At 37.0% G+C, this 17850-nt stretch carries 18 protein-coding genes and 1 pseudogene; 16 read left to right on the top strand and 3 right to left on the bottom strand.

Features of this window, described 5'->3' with window-relative positions; all coding sequences use genetic code 11:
- Nucleotides 1-59 precede the first annotated feature (59 nt).
- Both Q0W25_RS02625 and Q0W25_RS02620 read left to right on the top strand, forming a co-directional pair.
- Entirely contained in the window at nt 60-1043 is a 984-nt protein-coding gene (locus tag Q0W25_RS02625) for a beta-ribofuranosylaminobenzene 5'-phosphate synthase (RefSeq protein WP_297825716.1), read from the top strand.
- A 40-nt stretch (nt 1044-1083) separates the two neighbouring features.
- A complete protein-coding gene (locus Q0W25_RS02620) occupies nt 1084-1632 on the top strand; it encodes a ribonuclease H (RefSeq protein ID WP_298518573.1) in 549 nt (182 codons plus the stop codon).
- Between the two features lie 68 nt (nt 1633-1700).
- On the opposite strand, the gene Q0W25_RS02615 is transcribed toward Q0W25_RS02620, so the two are convergent.
- The 3 genes from Q0W25_RS02615 to Q0W25_RS02605 all read right to left on the bottom strand — a co-directional run bounded on the left by Q0W25_RS02615 (nt 1701) and on the right by Q0W25_RS02605 (nt 4337).
- The gene (locus Q0W25_RS02615) at nt 1701-2444 is read right to left on the bottom strand and encodes an SDR family NAD(P)-dependent oxidoreductase (RefSeq protein WP_297825722.1); all 744 of its coding nucleotides are present in this window, start codon (nt 2442-2444) and stop codon (nt 1701-1703) included.
- A 151-nt stretch (nt 2445-2595) separates the two neighbouring features.
- A complete protein-coding gene (locus Q0W25_RS02610; protein ID WP_297825725.1) occupies nt 2596-3027 on the bottom strand; it encodes an acetolactate synthase in 432 nt (143 codons plus the stop codon).
- Between the two features lie 8 nt (nt 3028-3035).
- Entirely contained in the window at nt 3036-4337 is a 1302-nt protein-coding gene (locus tag Q0W25_RS02605) for a phenylacetate--CoA ligase family protein (RefSeq protein ID WP_298518569.1), read from the bottom strand.
- 199 nt (nt 4338-4536) lie between these two features.
- On the opposite strand from Q0W25_RS02605, the gene Q0W25_RS02600 reads away from it, so the two are divergent.
- The 14 genes and pseudogenes from Q0W25_RS02600 to Q0W25_RS02535 all read left to right on the top strand — a co-directional run.
- Complete coding sequence (locus Q0W25_RS02600; RefSeq protein WP_298518566.1) at nt 4537-5244, top strand: DUF2162 domain-containing protein; 708 nt, start codon at nt 4537-4539, stop codon at nt 5242-5244.
- A 13-nt stretch (nt 5245-5257) separates the two neighbouring features.
- Nucleotides 5258-5902 carry a MotA/TolQ/ExbB proton channel family protein gene (locus Q0W25_RS02595; RefSeq protein ID WP_298518563.1) on the top strand — a complete coding sequence of 215 codons (645 nt, stop codon included), beginning with the start codon at nt 5258-5260 and terminating at the stop codon, nt 5900-5902.
- Nucleotides 5903-5909: 7 nt separating this feature from the next.
- A complete protein-coding gene (locus Q0W25_RS02590; RefSeq protein ID WP_297825736.1) occupies nt 5910-6233 on the top strand; it encodes a DUF2149 domain-containing protein in 324 nt (107 codons plus the stop codon).
- A 107-nt stretch (nt 6234-6340) separates the two neighbouring features.
- Nucleotides 6341-6652 carry a transcription factor S gene (locus Q0W25_RS02585; protein WP_297825739.1) on the top strand — a complete coding sequence of 104 codons (312 nt, stop codon included), beginning with the start codon at nt 6341-6343 and terminating at the stop codon, nt 6650-6652.
- Nucleotides 6653-6752: 100 nt separating this feature from the next.
- Nucleotides 6753-7058, top strand: a complete 306-nt coding sequence (locus Q0W25_RS02580) for a hypothetical protein (RefSeq protein ID WP_298518559.1) — start codon at nt 6753-6755, stop codon at nt 7056-7058.
- A gap of 176 nt (nt 7059-7234) precedes the next feature.
- Nucleotides 7235-8791, top strand: a complete 1557-nt coding sequence (locus Q0W25_RS02575; protein ID WP_298518556.1) for a ClC family H(+)/Cl(-) exchange transporter — start codon at nt 7235-7237, stop codon at nt 8789-8791.
- Nucleotides 8792-9292, top strand: a complete 501-nt coding sequence (locus Q0W25_RS02570) for a nitroreductase family protein (RefSeq protein ID WP_298518553.1) — start codon at nt 8792-8794, stop codon at nt 9290-9292.
- A 92-nt stretch (nt 9293-9384) separates the two neighbouring features.
- Complete coding sequence (gene mch, locus Q0W25_RS02565) at nt 9385-10356, top strand: methenyltetrahydromethanopterin cyclohydrolase (protein WP_298518550.1); 972 nt, start codon at nt 9385-9387, stop codon at nt 10354-10356.
- 97 nt (nt 10357-10453) lie between these two features.
- Nucleotides 10454-11170 carry a DUF4013 domain-containing protein gene (locus tag Q0W25_RS02560; RefSeq protein WP_298518548.1) on the top strand — a complete coding sequence of 239 codons (717 nt, stop codon included), beginning with the start codon at nt 10454-10456 and terminating at the stop codon, nt 11168-11170.
- A 120-nt stretch (nt 11171-11290) separates the two neighbouring features.
- Nucleotides 11291-12127: a DUF4013 domain-containing protein gene (locus tag Q0W25_RS02555; protein WP_298518545.1), complete on the top strand. Its 837-nt coding sequence runs from the start codon at nt 11291-11293 to the stop codon at nt 12125-12127.
- A 114-nt stretch (nt 12128-12241) separates the two neighbouring features.
- Entirely contained in the window at nt 12242-12787 is a 546-nt protein-coding gene (rbr, locus tag Q0W25_RS02550; RefSeq protein WP_298518542.1) for a rubrerythrin, read from the top strand.
- 88 nt (nt 12788-12875) lie between these two features.
- Nucleotides 12876-13421, top strand: coding sequence for a rubrerythrin (gene rbr, locus Q0W25_RS02545; protein WP_298518541.1), 546 nt, complete (start codon nt 12876-12878; stop codon nt 13419-13421).
- Nucleotides 13422-13554: 133 nt separating this feature from the next.
- Nucleotides 13555-14534: pseudogene (gene bsh, locus Q0W25_RS02540) on the top strand (choloylglycine hydrolase).
- Nucleotides 14535-14639: 105 nt separating this feature from the next.
- Nucleotides 14640-17850, top strand: a 3211-nt coding sequence (locus Q0W25_RS02535) for a C1 family peptidase (RefSeq protein WP_298518538.1), incomplete at its 3' end; no start/stop codon positions are given.

Raw genomic sequence — 17850 nt, 5'->3', positions numbered from 1 at the left:
AACTATATAATGCTTTATTAATATATTTATAAAAGAAAATATTTTATGGATGTGAAAAAATGATTATTAAAGCACCTTCAAGAATACATATGTCCCTTATTGACTTAAACGGGTCATATAGAAGAGTCGATGGTGGAATTGGTCTAGCATTAGCCGACCCACAATTTGTATTGGAAGTTGAGCAAATTGAAAGCGGAGTTGAGCTTGAATTTGCTGAAACCGTAACAGATGAAGAAGCTATTTTGGAATGTCAGGAAAAGATTCCTGATGCCGCTCAAAAAACAATTGAACATTTCAATATCGACGCGGGTTTCAAATTTATCGTACATCAAACTTATCCTCCACATTCCGGATTTGGAAGTGGAACACAGATTGCTGTTTCAACAGCTCATTTGATTACAGAAACAATGGGCATTGAAGTCGAAAGTCGTGAATTAAGTAGTATTGTAGGAAGAGGAGGGACCTCTGGAATCGGTACATACACTCACGATTTAGGAGGATTCATCTTGGATGGTGGACACAGCAAAGAAGAAAAACCTTTATTTTTACCTTCAGGTGCATCAAAAGCAAAACCTGCAACATTGATTGCAAGATACGATTTTCCTGAAGAATGGAAAATCCTGATTGCTATTCCTGAAATCGAAAAGCATGTGGAAGGTGATGATGAAGTGGATGTTTTCCAAACATACTGCCCTATTCCAAAAGAAGAGGTAGAACAGGTATCTCACTTGATTTTAATGAATCTTGTTCCGTTCATGCTTGAAAAGGATATCAAAAACTTCGGCTGGGCTGTAAGTGAACTTCAGAAAGTTGGTTTCAACAAGTTGGAGCATTCACTTGATGCGAGCTACTTGCCTACAATGAAAGCAATTGAAGATGCAGGTGCATACGGTGTTGGTATTTCTTCATTCGGACCTGTTCTCTATACAGTATTTGACGAATCAAATGAATTCATTGTAGAAAAGACCAAAGAGATAATTGGTGAAAACGGCACAGTGTTTGTCACCAAAGCACAAAATCATGGATTTGTTATTGAAAAATAACATTTTCCTTACTCTTTTTTTTTAAATTTGAGGAATTTTAATGGACACTTATACTTATTATACCGATGGTGCCGCAACGATGATAAATCAAAAGGGGAAATATCTTCGTGAAGCAGGTGGATGGGCATTCATTCAACTAAAAAATTCAAAAGAGGCATCTCATCAAGCGGGAGGATGTCCATTAACAACTAATAATGAAATGGAATTATATGCTATTTATGCGTCAATGAAGGATTTTTCAATAATTTCTGCTGCAGGCGATGAGCTGGTAATCTGTTCTGATTCTTCATATTGCATTGACATATTTACTAAATGGGCTAAAAATTGGCAAAAAAATGGTTGGAGACGTGGAAAAAACAAACCAATTCAAAATTTGGACATTATCAAAACCATTTGGAATTTAATGGCTGAAATTAATGATGAAGGCTGCAATATTGTGTTTAAAAAAGTTAAGGGCCATTCTCATGACAGATTAAACATTAAAGTTGATAAGCTTGCTGTAGAAGCTAAAAAAATTGCAAAAAGAACAGGCAAAACAGTAGGATATAACGGTCAAGGCGATAGGTTACTTGGCAGTAAAAAGAATTAGTTTTTTTTTTAAAAGGAAAGTTAGATGAATCTAACTTCCCAATTTCATAAATTCGTTTTTTAAGAAGATTATATTTCAAATCCACCGTCACATTTAATGATTTGACCGTCTAGGAAGGTACATTCATCACTTGCAAGGAATAATGCCAATTCAGCAATGTCTTGTCCTTCACCGCATCTTTTAACTGGGCATTGGTCAATCATGTTTTGCAATGCTGCAGGACCACCGATACTGTCTACCATAGCGGTGTGGATAAGGCCCGGTGCGATACCGTTACATCTGATTTCAGGACCTAATTCCCATGCCATGGATCTGGTTAATCCCATCATAGCGTGTTTACTGTCTACATATGCAGCGAATCCGTGGTGAGCTCCGAAGGATGCAACGGAGCAGGTGTTAACAATGGTTCCTTTTCCTTTTTCTTTCATAACAGGTGCAACAAGTTGTGTTAAAAGCAATGCTGAGGTGACATTGACATTGAACACTTTTGTCCATTCTTCGAGAGTTACATCCATTAATGGGGACATGGAAAGTACTCCTGCATTGTTGAATAGGATGTCGACTGTTCCATATTCATCCATAGCAGCATCGAATACTTTGTGAACTTCATCCAAGTTTGCCATATCTACGATTGCATAGATGGCTTCTCCACCAGCAGCTTTAATATCATCTACAACTGCTTTAGCCCTTTCTTCGTTTCTTCCGGTAATAACTACTTTAGCGCCTTCAGCTGCAAACAATTTTGCTGATTCTCTACCCATACCGGAGGTAGCTCCGGTTATAATTGCTACTTTTCCATCTAGTTTTCCCATTTATATCACCTTTTTTTTAAATACCATATGTAATGATATTTATACGAATAGTATATTTTGAAATATATTTAAATTTTTTTAAAATGAGTTTACATTTTTAATAAAATTAGCAATATGTAAAAAAATGTTGTATAAAAAAAGAATAAAGAAGTTATAATGTATAAACTTCTTTTGATGGAACGATTGTGATATCGTTATCGGTCAATACGGAAATTAACTTGTCGATATCATCTGCATGAAGTAACAGGATAGCTTTTTCCGCTTTGTCATGGCTGAATGCATAAAGATATTCCAAGTCGATTTCGTTGTCTTTAATGACTTTCAGGACAGATGTAAGGCCACCTGGGGTGTCGTTCATTTCAACGCCGATGATTTCAGTAAGCTTAACTAGGAAATTGTTTTCTTCCAAAGCTTCTTTTCCTTTTTCAGGATTGTCAACAACCAGTCTTAAGATACCGAATTCAGAAGTGTCTGCCATACACATGGCCCTGATATTGACGTCTGCATCAGACAAAACTTCCAACGGTTTGGATAAGCTGCCCATTCTGTTTTGTAAAAATATTGATAACTGTTTGATTTTCATTGTTTCACCTAATGTAAGTTTCTCTCATCAATCACCCTTTTTGCCTTTCCTTCGAATCTTGGCAAGGTTTTTGGTTCAACAAGTGTTACTTTGACGCGAATTCCGGTTTCATTTTCAATTGATTTGCCGATTTTTTCTTGAATGGCCATCATTTCCTTTACGCCATCAAAGAATATGTCCTGTGAAGCTTCCACTTTGACTTCAATTTCGTCGAGTGTTCCAGGTCTTGTAACTATTATCATGTAATGAGGCTCTACATCACCGATCTTAAGCAATGCCTTTTCGATTTGTGATGGGAAAATAGCTACTCCTTTTACTTTAATCATATCATCGGATCTGCCTGTGATTCTGCTCATTCTTGCATGTGTTCTTCCACAGCTGCATTTCTCATAGGTGAGTTTGGTCAAATCTTTTGTTCTGAATCTTATGACAGGCATTCCTTCCCTTTCAAGATTGGTTAAAACCAGTTCACCAGGGGTTTCTCCTCCCAGTACTTTACCGGTTTTCGGATCGATTATTTCAGGATAGTAGATGTCTTCTGCAATGTGCAGGCCGTTTTGTGCTTCACATTCAACACCGACGCCGGGACCCATGAGTTCGGTCAATCCGTAGATGTTGTATGCTTTTGTTCCGAAAATCTCTTCTACTCTTTGTCTGATTTCTTCGGTCCATCCTTCGGCTCCGAATCCGATTGCTTTGATTCCAAAGTCTTTTGGGTCAATTCCATCTTCAAGTGCAACTTCCCCTAAATGGATTCCGTAGGATGGGGTAAAAATCAATCCTGTAGCGCCGAAATCGCTCATGATTTCAATCTGTCTTCTGGTCTGTCCAGTTGAGATTGGGATGATTGCAGCACCGACTTTGTGACATCCGTAGTGGACTCCAAAACCGCCTGTGAACATTCCGTATCCATGGGTGTTTTGAAGGATGTCGTCTTCACCGATTCCCATCATGGTAAGTCCACGTGCAATGGTTTCAGCCCATGTATCCAAATCCTTTTCTGTATATCCTGATACTACAGGTTTTCCGGTAGTTCCGGATGATGAATGTAATTCTTTGATTTCCTTGATGTCTACTGCGAAAAGTCCAAACGGATAGCTTTCCCTTAAGTCATCCTTTGTAATGAATGGTAGCTTTTCAATATCCTTAAGAGTTTCAATATCTTCCGGAAAAACTTCCGCTTCACTATATCTTTTGTGATAGTAAGGTATCTTGTCGAATGCCCTTTTTACTGTTGCCTGAAGTTTCTTCAACTGCAATTCTTCAAGGTCTTGCCTTGGCATAGTTTCTATTTCTTCGTTCCAAAACATTTTTAGCCTCATTATTTTTTAATATAATTACTTTATATTTCACATACCTTAAAACTTACCCAAATATTTATGTGATAAAATTAAATAGAATATTGATGTAATTCTTTTTACATATCGTCAATAAAAAGTTTAAATATTATGTTAATTTAATATTTAATTGTAAATTATTAAATTCAGTTTGATTAAGGAGAATTTTAATATGGATATGATGAGTGTATTGTGGCAAGTTGGTATTTTTGCATCAGTTCTTGTTTTCGGTATTAAAATCGGATTGGCTTCCGGTTTGGCAAACCTGTCTAAAAAATTATTTGCAATAATCTGCATCGCTTACGGTGCCGGAATAATAGGCATTTCTTACATCGCTTCCTTTTTTGCTGATCAGCTTATTCAGGCGATTTATGGATACAATACCATATTTTATATAGTGATGGCTTCAATCATGATTATTGCAGGACTTTTTACCATAAGAGAATGGAAAATACATGACAAGAATACTTCAACTGCAACTTCACTGGCTATTATCGCTCCTTGCCCTTGCTGTTTCGGTTCAATTATTGCAAGCGTATTGATTGTGGCTCCAACAATAGGAGTCAGTTCACTTGACTTGAGCTGGTATGCGGCTGCAGCGCTTGTAGGTGTCATGATTGTAACTTATTTCGCATCCAATACAATCATTAAGTTTATCAATAAGCCGTATCCTATCGTATTGGGCAATTTCATGCTGTTGTTAGGTGCTTATTTCCTGCTTTCAGCTATCGTGATTCCGAATATAGCTGGTGTTTTGTCAAAAACTCAATCTCCGATTACCCTCGGTTCTCCTCAAGACCTGCTCATGATAATTCTTGCATTTGCAATATTGATTGTGGGCGGAATAGTTTTAAAAAGAGGGAGCAATATTTTAGAATAATTAGGTGAAAATCATGGCTTTAAATATTCCAGGTGGAGAATTTTTAACCGGCTCTCTTGATGTGATATCACAGAGTTTGACAATTCCAGTACTTGTCATTTTACTGATTATTGTAATAATTTCCATTATTTCATTGGGAGGGCTTATTGCCGAGTATACTTCAAGGAAAAAGGTTCCCGTTGGAGTTATCAGGGATTTGATTTATGATATCAATGCTGCGACTTCAACAGAAGATTTAATAAACAAGATAAAAAGTGCCAAAATTCCAAAATCTCAAAAAAAGGCACTGATAGAAATCGCTAATTCCAAATCTTTAGGAAAGGATTCCCGTGAAGCATTGGCTCGTAAGCTATTTGAATTTGAAGAAGAAAAAACATTTAAATCTTTACAGAAAACAGATATTATTACCCGTATCGGACCTACTTTAGGACTGATGGGTACTTTAATCCCGATGGGACCGGGGCTTGCGGCTTTGGGTGCCGGAGACATCAACACTCTTGCCAGTTCCTTGACTGTTGCGTTCAACACAACAATTGTAGGTATCGGTTCAGGTGCTTTATGTTATGTGATTGGAAAGATAAGGTCCGGATGGTATGACCGTTACTTGTCTGATTTGGATGCTTTGATTGATGCTGTTTTGGATTATATGAATAAATAGGGATAATATGGTAAGAAAACAAGGCAGACGCAGATCTAAAAGAGTCGAAGAAGATCCAATGGCTGGAACATCTAACCTTGTAGATGCAATGCTTGTTATTGCAGTCGGTTTTCTAGTGTTCGTTATCATCAGCTGGAACATGCAGGCTATGATTGACCCGGATCATACTATTCAGGAACAGATGGAACAGAAGACCACTACTGAAGTAGACCAGGGCCAGCAGTTGAATGAGACCCCGGACACTTCAAACAGTTCAGGCCAGGGCTATACGGAAATGGGTAAGGTCTATAAGGATCCCGCAACGGGCAAGCTGATAATGGTGGAAGGTTAACCCTTTCACACAAAAACTTTTTTTTTAAATACTTTTTTTAAACCGATTATTTTATAAACTTGTTTTACTAAATTAATACTTACGAATTTTTAATGGTGTTTAATTAAATGGAATTCTGTCCTGATTGCGGTAAGATGTTAATGCCAAAAGATGGTGTTATTAAATGTAGATGTGGCTATGAAAAGTCCCTTAGTGACGAGGATATTGAGGAACAGTATCACATGGAAGGTGAAACAAATCCCGAAGCCAAGGTCATCGTCACAGACAGGAACCATGTTGCCCTGCCAACCACCAGAATAACCTGTTATAAATGCGGAGGTACAAAGGGTTACTGGTGGACAGTGCAGACAAGATCAGCCGATGAGGCTCCGACCAATTTCATTCGCTGCGCCAAGTGCGGAAACACTTGGAGAAGATAATGTCATGCATGGGATTCCTAACAGCATAAAATATTATATTCAAACAAAATATTTTTATGTCTCATCATTTAATATAGAGTTACCCATTTAAGGTGATACTATGGCTCGCAAAACTTTTAACGAAAAATTACAAGACTCTAAAGACATGCCGAAAATAGTTGTTATAGAAGATGAAAAGTCCATTGAAAGATATGGCGGAAAGAACATGCTTATTGCACCGCCGATTGAGTACAATGAGATAATGTCCAGGATTCCCGAAGGCAAACTGATAACCGCAAAGGAAATCAGGCAGTACCTGGCTGAAAAATATGGAACTGATTTCACATGCCCCATGACTGCAGGAATATTCATCAGTCTCTCTGCACAGGCCAGCAACGAAAGGGATGAAGATAATATTCCGTTTTGAAGAACCCTGAAAACAGGCGGGGAGCTGAATCCAAAGTATCCTGGTGGAATCGAGTATTAAAAGGAAATGCTTGAAAGGGAAGGTCATGAAATTTTCACGAAAGGCCGAAAAAATATCAGGTATTTCGTAAAGGATTTTGAAAATAATTTATATGATTTACAATAAACTATTAAACAATGAAGACTCTCGAAAGAACATTGAAATCCGTGGCTGAAAATCCAAAATATATTTTTCGCTTAACAGTACAGGGTGTACTGGTGGGCATATTTGCAGGATTGATGGTTTGCCTATACCGTTTTTTACTTTATGGCTCAGAACATGTTTTAAGGGAGTATTTGAGTATAATACATGGAAACGTATTATACATATTTTTATTTTTCATTGCCCTTGCAATCATGGGGCTTATGGTTGATTGGCTAACCAAATGGGAAGTGGATTCTGCAGGAAGCGGAATACCTCAGGTATATGCCGAGATAAAGGGGCACATGGAAGCCAATTGGGCTAAAGTTCTTTTTTCAAAAATCGTTTCAGGTGTCCTGACAGCTCTAGGCGGATTGTCATTAGGTCCTGAAGGCCCGTCAGTACAGATTGGCGGTATGGCTGGAAAGGGCGTTGCCAAGCTATTCAAAGGATCCAAGACTGATGAGCTGAGACTGATTCTCGTCGGTTCTGCAGTCGGTATTACTGCGGCATTCAATGCGCCACTGGCTGGTGTGATATTCGTTTTGGAGGAAATCAATCATGGATTCGACAAGACACTTGTTTTCATAGCTCTAGTATCTGCCATCGTATCAGATTTCATATCCAAAGTAATATTCGGGCAATCCACAGCATTGACATTTCCTATAATTAACATTCCTTTGGGTTATTACTGGCTTTTAATCGTTTTAGGAATTTTAATAGGTCTTTTAGGATATGTCTATAATGTGGGAATGATAAAGTCAATCGATTTCGTTTCCAATCTGAAAATTCCGTCATGGCTTAAGTTCGTACTGGTGTTTTTGGTTTCCGGCGTTGTGGCACTTACAATTCCTGAAATCAGTGACGGTGGTCACTTCATGATGGACATGCTGGACATTGCAGTGCCTTCATTGGGCGTTCTGGTATTGCTTTTGGTATTGAAATACTTGTTTTCAATGTTTTCATTCTCATCAGGAGCACCTGGAGGAATATTTTTACCTATCCTTGTATTGGGCGCATATATCGGAGCAGTATTCGGGGCTGTTGTCGTTCCGGCATTCGGTTTCGAGCAGGTTTTGATTTACAAGTTTGTAGTGATTTCCATGGCGGGATTTTTCGCAGCTACAGTAAGGTCCCCGATTACTGGTGTCGTATTGATAGCTGAAATGTGCGGCTCAACTGAATCCCTGATAGCCATGATCATCGTTTCCCTGATAGCCTATGTGGTTCCGACACTTCTTGGAAACGAACCGATTTATGAGTCTTTATATGACAGGCTGCTTTTGGCCAAAAACAGGGAATTTGTCAAAAAGCCTTCCAAGCATGTATTAAGTGAATATGTCGTTCCATTGGATTGCAATTACATAAACTTCAAAATCAAGGACATTCCATTCCCGAAAAATGCAATTGTAGTATCAGTTATCAGAAACGGCAAGTACGTCATTCCGACTGAGGATTTCCACATTAAGTATTCGGACCAGATCAATATCTTGACAGATGTCAATGACTATCCTTATGTCCGGCAAGAAATTGAAGAGCTATTTGGTGGTTAAATGAGTTTAATTTTTAAAAGACATAGTGTGCGCAAGTTTACGGATGAAAAGGTTCCGGACGAACTGATTGAAAATCTGCTGAAGGCTGGAATGCAGGCGCCTTCATCATGCAATGCCCAGCCATGGGAATTTATCGTTGTAAGTAAAGAGGAGGACAAGAAGGCCATTTCTGAAATGCACAGGTTCGCAAAGCCTGCTGCCGGAGCATCCCATCTCATCATCACTCTTGGAAATCTCAATCAGGCAAAGGTTCACGGAATGATTGAACAGGATTTGGGGGCTTGCAATGAAAACATCCTTCTTCAGGCAACTCATGAGGGGCTTGGTGCCGTATGGCTAGGATTCCATCCAATCGAAGACAGAACATTAAGGTTAAAGGAGTTTTTGAATATTCCCGATTACTGCATTCCATTTTCGGTAATCTGTGTGGGATGGCCTGAAAGTGAGGGAAATGTAAAACTTAGATACGATGAGTCTAAGGTTCATTTTGACAGATTTTAATAGAATTTTTTAGGCAATTTTAAATATCAATAACAATAAAATTTTAATTAATAACTTAATTATTTAAGTTAATATTTATATGAGGTAAAACTATGGTAAGTGTAAATGTTGAAGCTAAAAAGACCGTAGACGTAATGATTGAAAAGGCAGACGAATTGAACATCGCTGTTTCAACTTTAGACAATGGCGCTACTGTCATTGACTGTGGTGTAAATGTAGATGGAAGTTTCAAGGCAGGAGAACTTTATACTAAAGTTTGTCTTGGTGGACTTGCAGATGTAGGAATCTCAATTCCTGGAGACTTATCTGAAAAATTCGCTCTTCCTTCTGTAAAAATCAAAACTGACTCACCTTCCATTTCAACCTTAGGTTCCCAAAAAGCAGGCTGGTCAGTATCAGTAGGCGACTTCTTTGCATTAGGTTCAGGACCTGCAAGAGCAATCGCTTTAAAACCTGCAGAAACCTATGAAGAAATCGGATATGAAGACAAGGATGCTGATTTAGCTATCTTGACTTTAGAAGCTGACGTATTGCCTGGTGAGGATGTTGCAGCATACATTGCTGAAGAATGTAACGTTGATACTAAAGATGTATACTTACTTGTAGCTCCTACTTCTTCTCTCGTTGGATCTATTCAAATCTCTGGTAGAGTAGTTGAAAACGGAACTTACAAAATGTTAGAATTCATTAAGTTTGATGTAACCAAAGTAAAACATGCTGCAGGTATTGCACCAATCGCACCTGTTGACCCAGACGGACTCAAGGCTATGGGTAAAACCAACGATGCAGTATTGTTCGGTGGAAGAACTTATTACTATGTCGAATCTGAAGAAGGAGATGACATTGCTAATGTAGCAGCTCAATTACCATCTTCCGCTGCTGACGGATATGGAAAACCATTCTTCGATGTATTCAAAGAAGCTGGATTTGACTTCTACCAAATCGACAAAGGAATGTTTGCTCCTGCTGAAGTAGTAATCAATGATTTGACTACCGGTAAAATTTATAAAGAAGGATTCGTTAACGCAGACTTGCTTAAAAAATCCTTTGGCGTAGATGAATAGATTTCATCTATTCTTTTTTCTTTTTTTCTAATCGTTTCACTATATTTAAATAACTCTAGTTTTAAAAGTATTATTAAGTAATTGAGGGTGAAAAAGCATGAGTTTAAAAGAAATATTTTCTGATTCAATTAGATATCCATTTTCTGATGTTTCTAAATTTGTAATCATAGGTATTTTGGCACTTATTGCAGGCATGTCAGGCATTCTAACAAATTATGAAATAAATGGAGCCATAATGGCTATTGCCGGTGTGGTGTCATTCATCGCAGCATTGGTTGTTAGCGGATATGGCGTCAGCGTCATAAAGGCGGGAATCGACAAATCCGCCGACGTTCCGGGAATCGATTTTACAGACAGCATCCTGAATGGTGTAAAGGTAATAATAATCAATTTCATTTACTTCATAATCCCGCTGGTCATTGTCGCTATTTTGTTTGGACTGTCCGCAATGGGACTTTTGGTTGACGAGCAGGTCTTTTTAGGCTTGGGAGTGACCGTAATAATCGTTGGAATCATATTATACATAATATTTTCTATCATGAATTATGTTGCCATAGCACGTTTTGCAAATACCGGCGAATTTTCCGACGCAATAGCTCTTAAGGAAGTATTTGGGGATGTCAAAAGAATTGGAATATTCAAAATCATCGGTTTTGTAATTGTCCTGTTTATCCTGATGCTGGTTATTCTTGCAGTATTGATAATAATCGGATTGATTCCATATGTAGGTTTAGTAATTTCCTCATTTGTAGGTGGAGCATATCTGATTTTCCTAAATAATAGGGCTTTAGGTTTATTGTACAGCGATTCCTAAATAAACCTACTTTTTTTATTTTTTATTGCTTTTTTTCAATTAATTTTAAATAGTATTACTTTTATAAATAAGTAAAGACTCGATTAATAGAGTTTTTTTTAAATTTAAAGGTGAATTATTATGGAAATCTTAGATATTATTAAGGAAGCGTTTGTCTTCCCATCCCAAAACTTAGAAAAGCTTGCAATTTATATTGTAATTACTTTTGTTCTCGGAATTCTTGTGGCTGGAGGACTCTTTTCAGCATTATGGGGCGTCAATGATTCAGCTATTGGATTAATTCTTGGAGCAATCTTGTTCATTGCTGCTATAGCTGTCGGATTAATAATTTCCGGTTATCAATTAAGCATATTGAAATCCGGTATCGACCAAACCCCTGAAGCTCCTTCATTTGAATGGGCAAAAGATCTTGTAAACGGTATCAAGCTATTGATTGTAAACATTGTTTACTTCATCATTCCTGCAATCATCGTATTGATCATCGGTTTAATCACCAATGTTCCAGGAAACATAGCTCAATTCGCTCAGGAAGCTGCTGTAGCTCCTGCAAACGCAACTGCTGTTGCTAACTCTACAGGACTTGCTGTTTCAGCTGTTTCTGAAAGCACTATGGCTGCATTTACATCTTCTTTAGCCATTACAGCTATTGTTGCCGTTATCGTATTCATTATCTTTGCATTCCTTGCAACCATGGGTCAATCAAGATTAGCAAACACCGGCGACTTACGCGAAGGTATCAACATACCTGAAGCATTCAAGGACCTTTCCAGAATAGGCATAGGCAAAGTTGTTGCTGTAATCATTTTAGCGATGGTTGTAGTTGCAGTAATCAACGGTATCTTAAGTTACTTATACGGACAAGTTCCACAACTGTCCATCCTTTCAGTTATAGTAACTCCATACTTAGCGTTCTTTACTCAAAGAGCTACTGGATTGTTATATTCCGATATAGCTTAAGTTTTTAAGCTATTCTCTTTTTCTTTTTTTTTAACATATTTATTTTACATGAAAAATAATTTAAAAAAATTTTTAAATGATAATCGTCAATATACTATTATTGGAGATGTTAAAATGACAGATTTAAAAGGTACAAAAACTGAAGCAAACTTACAAGCAGCTTTTGCTGGTGAGTCCCAAGCACACACTAAATACCAATATTTTGCAGCTAAAGCAAAAGAAGAAGGATATGTTCAAATCCACGATATTTTCATGGAAACTTCCAAAAACGAAAGAGAACACGCTAAAATTTGGTACAAAATTTTACACGATGAAGAAATTCCAGACACTATCGAAAATCTAAATGCAGCAGCAGACGGTGAAAACGAAGAATGGACTTCCATGTACAAAGAATTCGCAGAAACCGCTCGTGAAGAAGGATTTGCAAAAATCGCATTCTTATTTGAAAAAGTAGGCGAAATCGAAAAAGAACATGAAGGAAGATACAGAACCTTACTTGCAAATGTGGAAGCAGAATCTGTATTCAAAAAAGAAGAAGAAATTGAATGGAAATGTGAAAACTGTGGATTCATCTTTAAAGGACCACAAGCACCTGAAATGTGTCCTGTATGTGGATTCCCTAAAGCACACTTCGAAGAAAGAGCTCAAAATTATAAATAATTTTACTCTTTTTACTTTTTTTATTTTTAAAATACTAAAATTTTATATACCTTGTCAATAAATATTTTTTTTTACGGAGTTGATTTAAATGGTAGATTTAAAAGGAACCAAAACTGAAGAAAACTTAAAAGCAGCACTTGCTGGTGAATCCCAAGCACGTGTAAAATATGAATGGTACGCTTCTCAAGCTAAAAAAGACGGATATGTCCAAATCAAAGACATTTTCCAAGAATCATCCGACAATGAAAAGGAACATGCAAAAGTATGGTTCAAGATCTTACACGGAGGCAAAGTACCTGACACCTTAACCAACTTGGCAGATGCAGCAGCAGGCGAACACGAAGAATGGACTGAAATTTACAAAGGATTCGCTGAAACCGCACGCGAAGAAGGTTTCGATGAAATAGCTGATTTGTTTGAAGCTACTGCATCCATCGAAAAAGAGCATGAAGAAAGATACAATGCTTTAGCTGAAAACATCAAAGCTGGAAAAGTCTTCAAAAAAGATGAAGAAATCGCATGGAAATGTAATAACTGTGGATACATCCACTACGGCGCTGAAGCTCCTGAAGTTTGCCCAATGTGTGATCACCCACAAGCACACTTCAGAAAAAAAGATATTAGTTACATCTAAATCTTTTTTATTTTCTTTTTTTTTTAGCAAATATTTAATTCCTTAAATTTACAAATACTATCTTAAAGGAGATAGTATAGCATCGCTATTTTTTTAAGATTGCATACTATCTTAAATCTGGAAAGGTGATAACATGTGTACTGCAAGTAATTATATACAGATTGCCATTATTTTGGCCGTAATTTTGATTATGAGATTTCATATAATGAACGAGTTACAGTCACTCCTAGAAACTATAAATTCGAATTCAGAAAAATCGATCCAATCGAATCCCACTATGCAATCATCGGTGTTGCTGCGGGAATAGATTCATATCCTTTGTACTATGACGCATGCAATGAAAAAGGTCTGGCGATAGCCGGATTGAATTTTGCAGGCAATGCCGTATATAGGGAATATGAGGAGGATATGGTTAACATAACTCCTTTTGAGTTAATTCCTTATCTTTTGGGAAAAGCTGCATCAGTAAGTGAAGCTCGTGATTTGTTGAGTGAAATAAATTTGGTAAATATCAATTTTGCAGATGAATTGCCGTTGTCTCCCCTTCATTGGATGATTTCCGACAATTCAGGCGAGGCCATTGTTGTCGAGCCTTTGGAAGACGGCCTTAAGATACATGAAAATCCTGTCGGGGTCTTGACCAATAATCCTCCATTCGACAAGCAATTGTTTTACCTGAACAATTACAGAAGCCTGTCCAATAAAAATCCTCAAAACACTTTCGGTGGCGATTTTGATTTGGATGAGTATTCAAGGGGTATGGGAGGTATAGGTCTTCCAGGTGATTTGTCTTCAGCTTCAAGATTTGCAAAAGTGGCATTCACCAGAGCCAATTCATATTCCGGAAGCGATGAAGAAAACAGTGTAAGCCAATTTTTCCATATTCTTGCATCAGTAGAACAGCAAAACGGCTGCACATTCATTTCAGACCCTAATCTCTTTGAATATACAATCTACACTTCCTGCTATAACACAAATAAGGGGATTTTGTATTACAGGACATATAATAACTCCCAAATAACAGCTGTAGATTTGAATAATGAGGATTTGGATTCAAGCGATTTGATTAACTATAATTTGATTAATGAGCAAAAAATAAATTTCATTAATTAAATTCTATTTTTTTCTTTTTTTAGCCAATTATTTATATTAGAACTTTAATAAATACTAATATTATATTAATTAAATGATTAATTTCAGTATTTGGAGGCAAAAATTTTGAAGAATGTAAAGTTCATTGCATTGTTTTCTATATTATGTTTGCTGATTGTAATTCCTGCAACCTTTGCGGGCGATAATGATACTGCAATCTTGGCCAGTGATGCAATCCAAGAGGATGATGCAATCGCTGTAAACAGCTCTGCTGGTGACAATCTGGCTGATGAGTATTATTTTGATGCAAATGCTGAAAACGATGCAGGAAATGGGTCTTATGATAATCCCTATAAGGAATTAACATCCACACGCGTTAATGATAATTCCATAATACATCTTTCCAATGGGGAATATGAATGGGATCCCTTCAAAGGAGTATCCAATGTAAGCATTATAGGCCAGAGTGCTGAAAATACAATCATCCGAGGTGGTGATGGTCCGGGTCTTAGAGTATCTGAAAGATTACTTCTTCAAAATGTCACTTTAGTTGATTTTACCATAAGCGTGAATACAGGGACTCAAGTCAACATTACAAATGCGGTCTTTAAGGATTCGTTTAGTGGTAGTGGCGGTGCATTAAATATAATGGCCAATTCAACTGTTTCAATTGACAATTGTACCTTTTCTAATAACTCAGCAAATGAGGGAGGTTCAATTTACGCTAAAAATGCTTTTTTAATCATCAGTAATTCCAGATTTATAAAATCTACTGCTCGTGAAGATGCTGGCGGAGCTATTTATCTGTTGAAATCCAGCTTAAATGCAAGTAATATTGAAATAGTCAACTCAAGCGCTACTTTTGGAGCGGCAATAACTGCTCTTAAATCAAACTTAACAATAAACAATCTCACAGCAAAACTCAATAATGCCAAATATAACGGTGGAGCTATTTATTCCATGTATGGTAATGTCATTATTGGGAATTCTTCATTTTTAAATAATTCCGCTAAAAACGGGGCAGCACTGTTTTTAACTAATCTTGACAACGCTACATTATGTAATATTTCATTTACTGATAATATGGCTTCAGGCACTGCTGCAGCCTATGTGATTATGGACAATATCACATTGGTGAACATAACATTCATGGGCAATCAGGCGTTGTTTGACAATGATTATTATCAGACCTCTATGCCTGATTTAAACATTGGAAACGGAAATTATACTCTGATAACATATGACCGTCCATCCAATGGAACTCTGCCTTCAAGCTATGACTTAAGGCTATTGAATCATGTCACTCCAGTCAAAAATCAGGGAAGCGGAGGAAACTGCTGGGCATTTGCCGCAATTGCAGCTCTTGAATCCTGTATTTTAAAGGCAACAGGTCAGGAATATGATCTTTCTGAAGAAAACGTGAAGAACTTGATGGCATTATACTCTGACTACGGCTGGAAAATGGAAACCAACACCGGAGGATACGATAAGATGGGTGTAGGTTATTTGACCGGCTGGCTAGGTCCTGTTTATGACGTTGATGATGTTTACAGTGGCCAATCATTACTGTCCGGAGTCATGGATAGTATCGTTCACGTTCAAAATATAATATGTTTACAGAGAAGCAGCTACACTGACAATGATGAAATCAAAAGGGCAATCATGGATTATGGTGCAGTATCAACATCCATTTATTGGTCAGGCTCTTATGCAAAAGGAAAAAACTATTATTACAATGGAGATACAGGAGCAAATCATGCGGTAGCCATTGTCGGATGGGATGACAATTATTCAAGAACAAACTTCAGGACCACTCCTCAAGGTGACGGAGCATGGATTATCAAAAACAGCTGGGGAACTTCCAGCGGAGATAAGGGATACTATTACGTTTCTTACTATGATACGAAATTCGCTCCTTTAAATAATCCTGAAAAGACATTCACATTCATACTCAATGATACAATAAAATTTGACAAAAACTATCAGTATGATATTCCTGGAAAGACTGATTACTTCCTAAACTCTTCAAGCACTGTCTGGTATAAGAACAAATTCATTTCAACAGGCAATGAATATCTTGCTGCAGTATCCACATACTTTGAAAAAAATACCAATTGGGATTTATCCATTTATGTTAATAACGTCTTAAGGCATACACAAAGCGGCGTTGCACATTCCGGATATTCCACAATCGATTTGAATAACATGATCTCTCTGAGAATCGGTGACGTCTTTGAAGTAGTATTTAAAATCACAGTTGACGGCGAGGCGGCTTTCCCGATTTCAGAGGCGGTATCCCTGAATCATAAAATGTATAGTGAAAACATTTCATTTTTAAGCTATGATGGAGAAAATTGGGTGGATTTATACAATTTGACTTGGAATTACTCCACTCACAAATATAATTCACAAGTTGCATGCATCAAGGCATTTACAATACTGAATCCGGTAGGCACCAGTATCAGCATCAATTGCACTTTCTATAATAATCCTTCAGTCATTACAGCTAAGGTATTGAATCAATATGGAAATGTTGTTCGTTTCGGCAACATAACATTTGAGGTTGATGGTGATTTTGTTTCTGTTCCAATTGTAAATGGAATTGCAACTTTGAATTATTCAGTTCCTACTTCAGGATATATTCCGATTAGAGCCTATTATTCAAATAATGGTTATGTCAGCTCAAATGCCACAATTGAAAAAATTGATATGGAATTAGATATAGTTAAAAACATTGTGGATGCAGTAATCAATGTTAATCTATCAAAAAATATTAACGATACAATATATATTAAATTAAACAATGATTCAGCTATTTCTGTTCCAGTAATTAACGGATTTGGAAGTTTGAATTTAACTGATTTGTATCGTGGAAACTACAGCGTTTTGGCATTCTGCAATTCCTGTGAATATTACTATGAAAATGCATCTACTTCATTCACTATAGACTACTTAAAGACTTTCATTAAGGCAGAAAATGTTGTATATTATTATAATGGTACAATTAGCTATTCAATCAAGCTGGTGGATAAGTTAAACCAGACAATTCAAAACAAAAGCATCATCTTTTCTGTTAATGGCATGAACATGACAGCTACAACTAATGAAAGAGGAATAGCTTGCGTTAGCTTGAATTTGAATCCTGGAAATTATACAATAGACATTATATCAAATAATGAATCAATATGTCTCATGTCAAATGCAACAAAAACAATCAGTGTTCTTTCCACCATTATATTGTGTTTGGATACCAAATTCACTCTAAACTCAAAATATGAGGCCACTTTGCTTGATTGTATGGGAAATCCTCTATCCAATGTTAATGTATCAATTATCA

The sequence above is a fragment of the uncultured Methanobrevibacter sp. genome (genome assembly GCF_947166415.1).
Taxonomy (GTDB): domain Archaea; phylum Methanobacteriota; class Methanobacteria; order Methanobacteriales; family Methanobacteriaceae; genus Methanocatella.
This window is presented reverse-complemented; position numbering and strand designations above follow the sequence as displayed.

Excerpts from the sequence above, each read along its gene's own strand:
- Q0W25_RS02615 (WP_297825722.1), bottom strand. The coding sequence starts at position 2,444 with ATGGGAAAACTAGATGGAAAAGTAGCAATTATAACCGGAGCTACCTCC.
- Q0W25_RS02570 (WP_298518553.1), top strand. The coding sequence starts at position 8,792 with ATGAGTTTAATTTTTAAAAGACATAGTGTGCGCAAGTTTACGGATGAA.
- rbr (WP_298518542.1), top strand. The coding sequence starts at position 12,242 with ATGACAGATTTAAAAGGTACAAAAACTGAAGCAAACTTACAAGCAGCT.
- Q0W25_RS02595 (WP_298518563.1), top strand. The coding sequence starts at position 5,258 with ATGGCTTTAAATATTCCAGGTGGAGAATTTTTAACCGGCTCTCTTGAT.
- mch (WP_298518550.1), top strand. The coding sequence starts at position 9,385 with ATGGTAAGTGTAAATGTTGAAGCTAAAAAGACCGTAGACGTAATGATT.
- Q0W25_RS02555 (WP_298518545.1), top strand. The coding sequence starts at position 11,291 with ATGGAAATCTTAGATATTATTAAGGAAGCGTTTGTCTTCCCATCCCAA.
- Q0W25_RS02580 (WP_298518559.1), top strand. The coding sequence starts at position 6,753 with ATGGCTCGCAAAACTTTTAACGAAAAATTACAAGACTCTAAAGACATG.
- rbr (WP_298518541.1), top strand. The coding sequence starts at position 12,876 with ATGGTAGATTTAAAAGGAACCAAAACTGAAGAAAACTTAAAAGCAGCA.
- Q0W25_RS02620 (WP_298518573.1), top strand. The coding sequence starts at position 1,084 with ATGGACACTTATACTTATTATACCGATGGTGCCGCAACGATGATAAAT.
- Q0W25_RS02575 (WP_298518556.1), top strand. The coding sequence starts at position 7,235 with ATGAAGACTCTCGAAAGAACATTGAAATCCGTGGCTGAAAATCCAAAA.
- Q0W25_RS02590 (WP_297825736.1), top strand. The coding sequence starts at position 5,910 with ATGGTAAGAAAACAAGGCAGACGCAGATCTAAAAGAGTCGAAGAAGAT.
- Q0W25_RS02600 (WP_298518566.1), top strand. The coding sequence starts at position 4,537 with ATGGATATGATGAGTGTATTGTGGCAAGTTGGTATTTTTGCATCAGTT.
- Q0W25_RS02625 (WP_297825716.1), top strand. The coding sequence starts at position 60 with ATGATTATTAAAGCACCTTCAAGAATACATATGTCCCTTATTGACTTA.
- Q0W25_RS02605 (WP_298518569.1), bottom strand. The coding sequence starts at position 4,337 with ATGTTTTGGAACGAAGAAATAGAAACTATGCCAAGGCAAGACCTTGAA.
- Q0W25_RS02610 (WP_297825725.1), bottom strand. The coding sequence starts at position 3,027 with ATGAAAATCAAACAGTTATCAATATTTTTACAAAACAGAATGGGCAGC.
- Q0W25_RS02560 (WP_298518548.1), top strand. The coding sequence starts at position 10,454 with ATGAGTTTAAAAGAAATATTTTCTGATTCAATTAGATATCCATTTTCT.
- Q0W25_RS02585 (WP_297825739.1), top strand. The coding sequence starts at position 6,341 with ATGGAATTCTGTCCTGATTGCGGTAAGATGTTAATGCCAAAAGATGGT.